The 11,497-nt window shown below is 27.6% G+C and carries 9 protein-coding genes; 4 read left to right on the top strand and 5 right to left on the bottom strand.

What is annotated here, in order from left to right:
* Positions 1-33: 33 nt before the first annotated feature.
* The 4 genes from BINT_RS04050 (at position 34) to BINT_RS04035 (ending at position 5,100) form a co-directional block, all read left to right on the top strand.
* Complete coding sequence (locus BINT_RS04050; RefSeq protein WP_014487284.1) at positions 34-747, top strand: tetratricopeptide repeat protein; 714 nt, start codon at positions 34-36, stop codon at positions 745-747.
* Positions 744-2,015, top strand: coding sequence for a DNA-processing protein DprA (gene dprA / locus BINT_RS04045; protein ID WP_014487283.1), 1,272 nt, complete (start codon positions 744-746; stop codon positions 2,013-2,015). Before BINT_RS04050 ends, dprA begins: the two co-directional genes overlap by 4 nt.
* Before the next feature lie 131 nt (positions 2,016-2,146).
* Positions 2,147-4,207: a type I DNA topoisomerase gene (gene topA / locus BINT_RS04040; RefSeq protein ID WP_014487282.1), complete on the top strand. Its 2,061-nt coding sequence runs from the start codon at positions 2,147-2,149 to the stop codon at positions 4,205-4,207.
* Positions 4,153-5,100: an N-acetylmuramoyl-L-alanine amidase family protein gene (locus tag BINT_RS04035; RefSeq protein WP_041177239.1), complete on the top strand. Its 948-nt coding sequence runs from the start codon at positions 4,153-4,155 to the stop codon at positions 5,098-5,100. Before topA ends, BINT_RS04035 begins: the two co-directional genes overlap by 55 nt.
* 107 nt (positions 5,101-5,207) lie before the next feature.
* On the opposite strand, the gene BINT_RS04030 is transcribed toward BINT_RS04035, so the two are convergent.
* The 5 genes from BINT_RS04030 to BINT_RS04010 form a co-directional block, all read right to left on the bottom strand.
* Positions 5,208-5,747, bottom strand: a complete 540-nt coding sequence (locus BINT_RS04030; RefSeq protein WP_014487280.1) for a GrpB family protein — start codon at positions 5,745-5,747, stop codon at positions 5,208-5,210.
* A gap of 560 nt (positions 5,748-6,307) precedes the next feature.
* Positions 6,308-9,073, bottom strand: coding sequence for a DNA polymerase I (gene polA / locus BINT_RS04025; protein ID WP_041177238.1), 2,766 nt, complete (start codon positions 9,071-9,073; stop codon positions 6,308-6,310).
* A 44-nt stretch (positions 9,074-9,117) separates the two neighbouring features.
* Positions 9,118-10,476: a TonB-dependent receptor domain-containing protein gene (locus BINT_RS04020; protein ID WP_041177237.1), complete on the bottom strand. Its 1,359-nt coding sequence runs from the start codon at positions 10,474-10,476 to the stop codon at positions 9,118-9,120.
* A 98-nt stretch (positions 10,477-10,574) separates the two neighbouring features.
* Complete coding sequence (locus BINT_RS04015; RefSeq protein ID WP_234944357.1) at positions 10,575-10,910, bottom strand: DUF2752 domain-containing protein; 336 nt, start codon at positions 10,908-10,910, stop codon at positions 10,575-10,577.
* A 142-nt stretch (positions 10,911-11,052) separates the two neighbouring features.
* Complete coding sequence (locus tag BINT_RS04010) at positions 11,053-11,436, bottom strand: rod-binding protein (protein ID WP_014487276.1); 384 nt, start codon at positions 11,434-11,436, stop codon at positions 11,053-11,055.
* Positions 11,437-11,497: the final 61 nt, after the last annotated feature.

The following is an 11,497-nucleotide window of genomic DNA, read 5'->3' as shown; positions in this document are numbered from 1 at the left end:
ATAATGTATATATTATAATTGTGAGGAAAATGAATGGAAGTAATTTTAAAATATTTTACATTAATAATTTGTTTTTTATCTATCATATCATGTGATAAGCAGGTATTTTTCAATAGATTTAATTTAAACAGAGCTTATAATCTATATGAAAAAGGAAAGAATGCAGATGATGATAAGGCACTTCTTGAAATAACTTCCACCTATAATGACATTATAAATCAGAAAATATATGCTCAGGATAGATTAGCATCTGTATATAGAACATTGGGTGAAAGAAGTTTAGTAAAAGAACAGTATGCATATTCAGCAAAATATTTTACTGAGGCGTTAAAAATACTTCCAAATAGTCCTTATTTAAGATACGGACTTGGAATATCTTATGCCAATTTAGCAGAAAGTGCTGATACTTATGAAAAAAAGAGTAATTTTATACAAAGAGCAGAAAACAATATTAGATTTGCTATAGATAAAGACCCTAACAATGCAAACTATTATGCTGCTTTAGCATCATTAAAGGGAATGCATCAGGATAATTATGAAGAAGCATTTGATAATATAAAAAAAGCTGTTGAAATGAATCCTAATAATGCAGATTATTTAATGCTGCTTGCAAGAATACAGTACAGCAGGGGAAATTATAATGAAGCGGTGGCAGCGTACAGAAAAATACTCAATCTCCCTGTTGAAAATAATGTTAAAGAAACGGTATTAAAAAATATTGAGCAAATTATAGGACAGAGAAATTGAGTAATAATTATGATGTTAAAACTTATTTGATTGCCTTAAATCAAATTGATAAAGTAGGAGATAAAAGAATATCCGAACTTATAAATCATTATGAATCTGTAGAAAATATTTTTGATGATAAAGAAGAAAATATAAAGGAATTATTAGAAAAAAAATTTAAATCTCAAATAGGTAATTTTGATAAAAATGAGATATTAGATAAAGCAAATACAATAGTAGAAAAATCAAATAACTATGGTATAGGAATATTAAGTTTATTTGATGAAGATTATCCATTTAATTTAAAACAAATAGATAATCCGCCTTATATACTTTATTATAAGGGAGATTTAAAAAAGCTAAGAAGAAATGCTATAGCTATAGTAGGTACTAGAGAGCCTACAAATGAAAGCCGTAAATATTCTTTCGAGCTTGCTAGTAAATTATCATCTTTGAATATATCTGTTGTATCAGGAATGGCTAAAGGAGTCGATAGAGAGGCACATCTTGGGGCAATATCATCTCATATTAATACTGTAGCAGTTTTGGGAAATGGCATTGATAATGTTTATCCTTCTGAAAATTTGCAGATATATAATAAATTATCAGAAAAAGGATTGATAGTAAGCGAATTTGAAATAGGAAGAAAGCCTGACAGAATGAATTTCCCTAGAAGAAACAGAATAATATCAGGACTTTCTTATGCTGTTGTTATGGTAGAAGCTGCAAGCAAATCCGGTGCTTTAATTACTGTTGATTATGCTCTTAATCAAGGCAGAGATGTTTATATTGCACCTTATGATGAGAAAAAAAGCTGTTATTTTGGAAATCATAAACTATATAAAGATGGTGCTAAAATAGCATATAATTATATTGATATACTTGAAGATTTTGATTCAATATTCTCAAATGATGATGATTATGTGAAAATGAAATTAAAATATTTTGAAGGCGGAGATATAAAATCTAAAGCCGTAAAAAATGATTCTATAAAAACTGAAAGCAATAATAGTAAAGAAAGGAAAGAAATAAAAAAAGAAACAGTAAAAAAAGAGGAAAAGAAAAAAAGCAAAATATCAAAACAAAATGATGAATCTATTATAAGCAGTTTAGAAGAAAATGAGGCATTGCTTTATAATATAATAAAACAAAATGATAAAATACATATTGATGAAGTTATAGAGGAAAGCAAAATGAAAGTGAATACTGTAACTTCTATGCTTATGCAATTAGAGATAAAAGGGATTATAAAGCAGCTTTCAGGAAAATATTATACTATAGAAAAATAAAAAATATATATAACTTTAGGATTTATAAAAGGAGATTTAACTATGGCTACAACAACAGAGGAAAAAGTAAAAAAACAGCAAGTAAAAAGACAAAAGACAAAAAAGAGTCTAAAAAGAAAAAACTTGTTATAGTGGAGTCTCCAGCGAAAGCTAAAACAATTAATAGATATTTAGGCTCTGATTATCTTGTAATGTCATCAATGGGGCATTTAATCGATTTGCCTAGAAGCAGACTGGCTATAGATGTAGATCATGGCTTTGAACCTGAATACATCACTATAAGAGGAAGAGCTAAAATATTAAATGATTTGAAAAAAGAGGCAAAAAAAGCGGAAGAAGTATTACTAGCTGCCGATGATGATAGAGAGGGAGAAAGCATAGCTTGGCATATAGGAAATAAAATCAGAGGCGTAAACTCTGCTGTGCCTATAAAGAGAATAGTTTTTCATGAGATAACAAAAGATGCATTAAAAGAAGCTATTGATCAGCCAAGAGATATAGATATTTCAAAAGTTAATGCTCAAAAGGCAAGAAGAGTATTAGACAGACTTATAGGTTATAATTTAAGCCCATTATTATGGGATAAAATAAAAAGAGGACTTTCGGCAGGAAGAGTACAGAATGTAGCTTTACTTATTATTTGTAATAGAGAAGATGAAATTGAAACTTTTGTACCTGTAGAATATTGGACTTTCGGAGTATTTTTAAAGCATAAAAATAAAGAGTTTTTAGCAGAACTTCAAAAATATAAAGGTGAAAAGCCTGATTTAAAAACTAGACAAGATGTTGAAGATATAATGGAACATCTTAAAGACAAAACTTATACTGTTGCAAGCATAGAGGTAAAAGACAGATTAAGAAACCCTACTGCTCCATATACTACAAGTAAGCTTCAGCAGGCAGCAAGCAGTGCATTAGGATACAGTGCTTCAAAAACTATGCAGGTAGCACAATCACTTTATGAAGGTGTTGATATAGCAGGAGAGGCTACTGGTTTAATAACTTATATGCGTACTGATAGTGTAAGAATATCTCCTGTTGCTCAGGAACAGGCTAAAGAGTTTATTGAAAAAGAATATGGAAGCAATTATTTACCTCCTGAACCTCCTACATATTCAGTAAAAAAGAATGCTCAGGACGCTCACGAGGCTATAAGACCTACTAATGTATTTTTAACTCCTGACAGCATTAAAGAATATTTGAAAACAGATCAATATAAACTGTATAAACTTATATGGGAGAGATTTGTATCGTCTCAAATGCTTCCTGCAAAAATGAAAAACACAAGGGCTATAATAGTGGCTGGAGATTGTGAGTTTTCTCTTTCTTCTTCAAAAATAGAATTTGACGGATTTATGAAGGTTCTTACAATAGACAAAGAAGATAAAGAAAAAGCTTCAAAAATGCCTAATTTATCAAAAGATGATGTATGTGAATTTGTTGAAAATAATCCTCAGCAGCATTTCACAACACCTCCTCCAAGATATACAGATGCTTCACTCGTAAAAATACTTGAAGAATCAGGAATAGGAAGACCTTCTACTTATGCCCCAACTATTAAAACAATAATATCAAGGCATTATGTACAGAGAAAAGGAAAGCAATTAGTACCTACAGAATTAGGAAAATTAGTTAATGAACTTATAAGCGAAAATTTCCCTGAACTTGTAAATATTAACTTTACTGCCGACATGGAAAGTAAACTTGATAAAATAGAAGACGATAATATAGAATGGAATAATATATTAAAAGAATTCTATCCTCATTTTTTGGATACATTGAAAACAGCTACTGAAAATATTAACAATATGAAAGACTTTTTCAATGAAGAAACTGATTTCGTATGTGAAAAATGCGGTAAGAAGATGATTAAGCGTTTGGGAAGATATGGATATTTCATAGCTTGTTCCGGATTCCCTGAATGTAAAAACACTAAAGGAATATCTTTTGGCGTTTGTCCTAAATGCGGAGGCGATATAACATTAAAACGCTCAAAAAGAGGAAGAGAATTCTATGGTTGTTCTAATTATCCTAAATGCGATTTCGTAAGCTGGGATAAACCTCTTCAAGAACCTTGTCCTAAATGCGGAGGACTTATGGTTGAGAAGAATATTAAAAACAAAGGATTGTTTAAAGTTTGTATCAAGGAAGATTGCGGTTATTCGGAGGAAATCAAAGAGGACGAAGAATAACATTACTATTAATTACTGTATTAGCTCTGTTTAATACTTGTTATCTACTTTATCCGCAAAATAATGATAAGATAAAACTAAATAATTTAAATATAAAAGTAGAAGATTTGAAAGAGGCTTTTAATCCAGCTGTAAGTAAATTCAGTGAGAAAACTATATCTACAATAATTATAGATCCCGGACATGGAGGAAAAGATCCAGGAGCTGTGGGAGTAAATAAATTATTTGAAAAAGATATAGTTTTAGCCTTTTCATTAGAGTTAAAAGAAGAATTAGAGGATTTGCTTCCAAATGTAAAAATAGTACTTACAAGAACAGGAGACACATACCCTACTCTTGAAAAGCGTTTTGAAATAGCTAATAATGCCGCAAAAATCAATACTGATAAAGCAAAAAATGCATTATTTGTAAGCGTACATGCCAATGCTTCATTTAGCCCTAATGCTAGAGGTTTTGAGGCTTATTTTGTGAGTGCTCAGGAGTCAAGCGAATATGCAAGAGCAGTGTCTATGTTTGAGAATGAGGCTTTGGTAAAGTTTGATAATATAGATACTTCAAAATATGAAAAAGATTCCTCGCAAATAACTCATAACTATATGCTTGTAGAACAGTATCAAAAAGAAAGCAAATTATTAGCTGAATCAATCACAGAACAAGTTCTCAAAGTATCAGGAGTGGCAAGAAGAACTAAACCTGTACAGAATGCTTTATTTTATGTTCTTAAGGGTGCCGTTATGCCTTCAACATTAATAGAATTAGGATTCATAACAAATCCGACTGATGCTAAGTTTATGAACACCAAAGAAACAAGATTAAAAATGGTAAAAGCTACTGCCGAAGGTATAAAGAAATACATAGAAATTTTTGAAAAGACTAAAGGTTTTACAAAATAATAGCAATATTCAAAATAAAGTTTTTAAATTAAAATATAAAATCCTTTATTCTTAAAAATATTTTCTGTAATTAATAATAAATTTAATAAAATAGTATATAATAATATTTATAAATTCTTTCTATAAAATTCTAATGCCTTTTTTTCTATGTCTTTTATAAATTTATCTTTATAATTACAATATAATTCAATATCATTATTACAATTTTTCAAAGCTTCCAATTTTATTTTAACATATTCTTCAGCAATATTTTTATTTGCCCTTAAAAAATCTCTAAAAGCTAAATGCCTTTCAATATCAAACTTATTATTAATATCAAATATATGTATATGAGAAAATCTTTTTTGGGTACCGTTATCATCAATATAATCTTTCATAAAAAATCTTCTCTTTGCTATTCCATTTTCTCCCATGGCTTTATAACCAATATTAGCAAAATCATCATTATAACTATCAACTTTATTTATGTCATCAACTACAGCCAATATATCTATAATAGGTTTTGCTTTTAAATTTTCTATTGATGTGCTTCCTATATGATGAATGCTTATAAGTATATCATTAATAATATTTTTTATTTTTGATTCTTCCTCTCTATATAAATTCTTCCAATTAGGATCATAATCAACAATTTCAATTATTCTCATTCACAAACTCCAAATATAATAAAATTATTATGTATACTAAAAAAATATATTTTGTCAAAATAATTTTTTTAATTCAAAATATTTTCAGGGCTTTGCTGCGAAGCACACAGTCGTGCCGAACCCTAGTTCTTTTGCGACTGAAAAGAGTGCCTGTGGTATTGGTAAAAAGAACCTATATCCTCGACAGGCTCGGATACGCTTCGCGAAAGACTGCATTTAGTCTTTAATTTAATAAATTATCTTGCATGTAAGACAAAATTAGTATTATTTAGTACTAATTTTATACTTGCACTTTCGCCGCAGGCGGACTTTGTCTGGTTCTTTTTGCGGCGGGAAAAAGAACAAGAAAACATTGACAAACTTAAAAATTTTCAGTATATACTAAAGAATAATATAAATATTACAAAAACTATTGAAATATAATAGATTTATTTTTCATTGTTTTTTATAAATCACATCAAAAATAATAAATATATAACAATGATTTATTAATTTTTATTTAAGAAAAAGAGTTTTTATATAAAAAATAAAATACTCTTTTTCTTTAAAAAATTCAAATATTAATGAACCTCTCCCCAGCTGTTTCCTTTATGTATATCAACAGTTATAGGCACATTAGTTTTTACTGAATGCTCCATTATCTCTTTCATTATAGTCATAGCCTTGTCAGCCTCTTTTTCAGAAACTTCAACTACTAATTCGTCATGAACTTGCATAACTATTTTTGCTGTCTTCAAATGATTTTTAAACTCTTTATGTATAGCAACCATAGCAACCTTTATCATGTCAGCAGCACTTCCCTGAATAAGAGTATTCAAAGCCATTCTTTCAGCCTCATTTCTAGCCATAGCATTTGAAGAATTGATAGTCTTTGATAAATCCCTAATCCTTCCGCACATAGTTCTTACATAGCCTTTATTTCTTACTTCTTCAACTACTTCCTCACAGAAAGGCTTCACTCTTGAATATGTTGAAAAATATCCTTTTATAAAATCTTCAGCTTCTTTTCTTTTTATTCCAAGCTCTTTTGAAAGTCCGAATGCTGTTTTACCGTAAATGATAGAGAAGTTTATTATCTTAGCAATATTTCTCATTGATGCAGTTACATGCTCTTTGCTCACAGAATATATTTTCATTGCTGTTTTTCTGTGAATATCATCATTATTTTTGAATGCTTCTACTAATACAGGATCATTACTGAAATGTGCCAATAATCTTAATTCTATTTGAGAATAGTCTGCTGCTATAAGTAAATTGCCTTTTTCTGGTATGAATGTATTTCTTATCTCTCTACCCTCTTCACCTCTCACCGGAATATTCTGCAAATTAGGTTCTGATGATGATAAACGTCCTGTAGCTGTTACAGTTTGATTGAATGAAGCATGTATTCTTCCTGTTTTTTCATTTATCAAAGTAGGGAACACATCAAGATAAGTATTTTTTAATTTTGCATATTTTCTATATGTAAGCATGTATTCTGCTATTTTGTATTTTTGAGAAAGTTCTGTTAATACTTCTTCATCAGTTGAGAAACCTGTTTTTGTTTTTTTAGTTGGAGGTATTCCCATTTTATCGAATAGTATATACTCAAGCTGTTTAGGAGATTGTAAATTAAATTCTTCTCCTGCTTCTTTATATATTTTCTCTTTAGTCTTTTCTAATAGTGAAGTATACTCATCGGATAATGCTTTCATTCTTTCGCTGCTTATATAAACACCGTCAAATTCCATATCAGCAAGTACGCTAACTAAAGGCATTTCTATATTAAAAAATAATTCTTCAAGATTATGAGTTTTTAAAAGAGGAGCAAAACATTCATAGAATCTGAATGTTACATCAGCATCTTCGCAAGCATACTCAACAACATCTTTTAAAGGTGCATCTAATAATGTCTTTTTAGCATTATCAGTTAAATCGCTGTATTTGATTGTATTGTATGAAAGATAAGCCATAGCTAAATCATCCATATTGTATCTTCCTCTTGTAGGATTAATCAAATATGCAGCAACCATAGTATCAAAGTACATATTGCCTAAACTTTTACCAATAGCTCTCATCATCTTGTATTCATATTTAAGATTATGACCTATAACCTTTATATCTTCTTTAGATAAAGTATCAAATACAAGATTCATACATTTATCTTTATCAATATTAGTTCTTCCGCTTAAATCTAAATAAAATGCTTCATTAGATCTTATAGCAAATGAAATTCCTATTATAGTATCTTTGAAAGTATCAAGTCCTGTAGTTTCAAAATCTATACATACAAGTTTTTTACTGTTAATATCTTTTAAAAGATTTTCTAATTCTGTTTCATTCTCTATTAAATAATAGCTAGCCTTATTATCTTTAGCACTAAGTATAGGACTTTCTTCTTTTACTGTTTCATTGCTATTTGTTTTTTCATCAGATATTTTTACTTTTTCAGCTTTTTTATTTGAAGAAGAACCATATATATATGAATTAATTTTATCTCTTATCTGTTTTAATTCTAATTCATCTAATATTTTATTAACTTCATCAATATTTATTTTACTGCTTGCTATTTCATTATAATCTAAATTAAAATCTTTAATATCTCTTTCGATGGTAGCAAGTTTATAGCTCATATATGCCATATCTTTTGATTCTAAGAGTTTTTCTTGAATCTTACCCTTAATAGAATCAATATTTTCATATATACCGTCTAAACTTTTATATTCTTCAAGAAGTTTTAAAGCAGTCTTCTCTCCTACTCCTTTAACTCCAGGTATATTATCAGAAGCATCACCCATAAGGGCAAGTAAATCTATTATTTGATTAGGATAAACTCCCCTCTTTTCTTTAACAGCCTCAGCATCATATTCCATTAACTCATTATCTTTATTGCTTGCAACCACTCTTACATCATCGCAAACAAGCTGAAGTATATCTTTATCAGGAGAATAAATTATAGTTTTTATATTCTCTTTTTTATTTTTCTCAGCAATAGTTCCAACTATATCATCAGCCTCATAATTCTCTAGTACTATTCTAGATATACCTAAAGCATCTATAAGATTATAAAGTATAGGTATCTGACTTCTTAAATCATCAGGCATACTCTCCCTATTCTCTTTATACTCTTTATATATTTCATTTCTAAAAGTTTTTCTAGAACTGTCCAAAGCTATAGCAACATATTCAGCAGGATATGTATTAATAAGCGAGAAATAAGTTCTCATGAAACCATTAATAGATGAAACATTTTGCCCCTTAGAGTTTAAAAGAGGTCTTTTCAAAAAAATAAAATGGTATCTGTAAAGTATACCAAATGCATCGATAATAAGAAATGTTTTTTTCATAATATTTCCATAATTGTTTTTTAATAGATTACATAACTTAATTATTATCGTAATTTGGCAGAAACATTTACAAAATATTCTCTGCTTGATATAGGATAGCCTTTAATAGTTTCATACTTAACATCTAATACATTCTTTACACCAAATTTTAGAGATATATCTTTTTTAAATACAAATGAACTTATTATATCAAATGTGGTATAAGACTTATCAACTTCAGATTTTGTTGTATTATTATATTGATCCCCTATATATTGTACATTAAAAAGTATGCTTGATTCAAAATCCTTATTTCGACTATATATATATTCCAAAGATGTATTAAACTGATGCCTTGGAAGTCCCGGTAAATCATTATTATTTACACTTACATTATATAAATTTTTACCAACCAAATATGAATAATTACCTTTTATCCTTATGGTTGAACTAATATCTTTTATTGGTATATTGAATATTATACTAGTTTTAGTTCCTTGAGTTGTAAGATATTGATTATTATTTGTAAGTAAATCTTTTTTAGAGCTTATAAAATATAAAGCTTCAAGAGTAACTATATCATGTGGTTTTAATGATAATTTAATATTACCGCCCTGATATAAATTCTGATTTTTTATATTATTAGTGTATCCCCTATTTAATAATGCAATATCAGTTTGCATATTAACAAAATATCTTCCTGTTACACTTATCTGTTTTATAGGACTTACATTAAAATTAACATTTCCATTCACGTATGATCTGAAATCTGCTGTCTTACTTTTCTTACTGCTGAATCCCCTTTCCTCTCCTGAAGTATCTAAATTAAAATTTAATGAACTATTATTTTGATTTTTTATATTATATTCAAGCAAATTCATTTTACCAGAAGATTTACTTTCATTGGTTTGAGTTTTTACATACTTAATAGTTTTATCCGATTCAAGCTTAATATCTCTTGATAATTTTGTATATAGTAGTTCTTCAGATTTAGAATATTTCTTACTCAAAATATCATATACAATACTTCCGCTTGATGCATAATAATTAATATTTATTGAATCTATATCATCTTTATTATATAAAAATAAATATATTTTTTTTTCATCATTATTAAGTACTTTACCATTCAATATAAATGTAGACTGAGAATATACTGTTTTATTTTTTATATCTATATTACAATATTCTTTTATAAGTTCTGCCATATTTTGTGATTTAGATGACTTTATTTGACTTTTTCTTATATATATTGATTTGTCAAAGAGAAATTGCTTTTCTTTATGAGATGCTTGAATTTCATTTGTTTCTTCTTGTATAATTTCATAGTCAAATGCATTTTCATCTTCAGACAGAATATTATCTTCAGCATAAATAGGAAAAGACAAAAACATATATAATAATATTAATAAAAAAGCCGGCATATTTTTTATTCCTATCTCATTTAACAATGTATAAACTTAAACCAATAAAATAGAAATTTGAAAAATTAATAGATGTAAAACGAATTTACATATAATAATCATTTAAGTATATTTTTTATAATTTTGAATGCTCTGTAAAATTCACTGTCATAATTATATGTAAAAGGCTCTTCATTCGGAAATAATAATATAAATCTAATGATATATACGATTATAAAAATTAATAACATAGAGATTATAATATAGTTATTATGATAGATATAATTTGCTATTTTAAACCTTTTTTTAAAAATCACTACAAAGAAAATAATACTTGGAAATATGAATAATGGATGATAATAAAAAGCTTTTTTGAAATTTAATTTTAAAACTTCTATATGTGCTCTTGTCATTCCACATCCTGGACATGGATATCCTGTAACATTTCTAATCATACACAATCTATCTATTGGGATATAATATTTATCAAAATGTTTATTGCTGTCGTAATTTATAAAAAATACTAAAAAAGATATTAATATAAGTTTTAAAAATTTTGTCATAATATTAATATTATGTTTTTAAATTAAAACTATATTATACATATTTTTCCATTTGATTATATATGATATCAGCAAGACCAAAAGTTTTTGTTTTTGAGAATTCTTTTGCATATTCATCATAAAGCATATCCTCAAATATCTGCTCAGCCATACCTCCATCTATTAAACCGCTTTTATCAACAGTTTTTCTCATCTCTTTAAGCATTTGATTAATCATCAAAGCTTCAAAGTCTTCAGATACTTGTCTTAAACGTTTTTTTTCAAATTCTTTATTATATTTGGATATTGCATTATTTACATTTTCTGTTGGAGTTGTATCTATAGAGAATTTAGCATTTCCATATTGTTTTTTGGCATTTTCTAATTTAGTCAAATTAGCACTGCCCATACTTAAATTATATTTATCAGTTATATTCATAATCTTTCCTGTAGTAAAATTGTATCGTTAATTATATCGGAAATCATTAAAATTATATTAG

The organism is Brachyspira intermedia PWS/A (genome assembly GCF_000223215.1).
GTDB lineage: Bacteria > Spirochaetota > Brachyspiria > Brachyspirales > Brachyspiraceae > Brachyspira > Brachyspira intermedia.
Note: the sequence above shows the minus strand (reverse complement) of the source record. Positions and strands in the feature narration are given on the sequence as shown.